The sequence below is a fragment of the Acinetobacter sp. 826659 genome (assembly GCF_000588515.1).
In the GTDB taxonomy this organism is placed as follows: Bacteria; Pseudomonadota; Gammaproteobacteria; order Pseudomonadales; family Moraxellaceae; genus Acinetobacter; species Acinetobacter pittii.
The window spans coordinates 1-1,036 of sequence record NZ_JFYD01000032.1; the positions used below are offsets into that span (position 1 = coordinate 1).

Here is a 1,036-nt window from a genome sequence, read left to right on the forward strand (position 1 = left end):
AGAAGCGGGTTCAACAGTGACTGTCAGCTTCCCTGATGGCACCACTGCAACAGTCGTGGCAGGCACAGACGGCAGCTGGTCAGTACCAAACCCGGGCAATCTGGTGGATGGCGATACAGTGACTGCAACAGCAACTGACCCTGCAGGCAATACTTCATTGCCAGGTACAGGCACAGTCTCTGCCGACATCACACCGCCGGTGGTTGCACTTGATGATGTGTTGACGAATGACAGCACACCAGCACTCACTGGTACAGTGAACGATCCGACAGCAACAGTGGTTGTGAATGTGGATGGGGTTGACTATCCGGCAGTGAACAATGGTGACGGCACCTGGACGCTTGCAGACAATACACTGCCTGCATTAACTGACGGTCCACACACCATTACCGTGACTGCAACAGATGCAGCAGGCAATGCAGGTACAGATACAGCAGTGGTAACAATTGATACCACCGCACCAAATGCACATGTACTTGATCCAATCAATGCAACTGACCCAGTGAGCGGTACAGCAGAACCTGGTTCTACAGTGACTGTGACATATCCTGATGGCACCACTGCAACAGTCGTGGCAGGCACAGATGGCAGCTGGTCAGTACCAAACCCGGGCAATCTGGTAGATGGCGATACAGTGACTGCAACAGCAACTGACCCTGCAGGCAATACTTCATTGCCAGGTACAGGCACAGTCTCTGCCGACATCACACCGCCGGTGGTTGCACTTGATGATGTGTTGACGAATGACAGCACACCAGCACTCACTGGTACAGTGAACGATCCGACAGCAACAGTGGTTGTGAATGTGGATGGGGTTGACTATCCGGCAGTGAACAATGGTGACGGCACCTGGACGCTTGCAGACAATACACTGCCTGCGTTAACTGATGGTCCACATACCATTACCGTGACGGCAACTGATGCAGCAGGTAATGCGGGTACCGATACAGCAGTGGTGACCATTGATACCACCGCACCAAATGCACCTGTACTTGATCCAATCAATGCAACTGATCCGGTGAGCGGTACAGCAGAA

1 protein-coding gene is annotated in these 1,036 nt (G+C 52.9%); it reads left to right on the top strand.

The features are described 5' to 3' along the window. On the top strand, positions 1-1,036 hold a 1,036-nt coding region (locus J663_RS18505; RefSeq protein ID WP_033851447.1), incomplete at both ends, for an Ig-like domain-containing protein.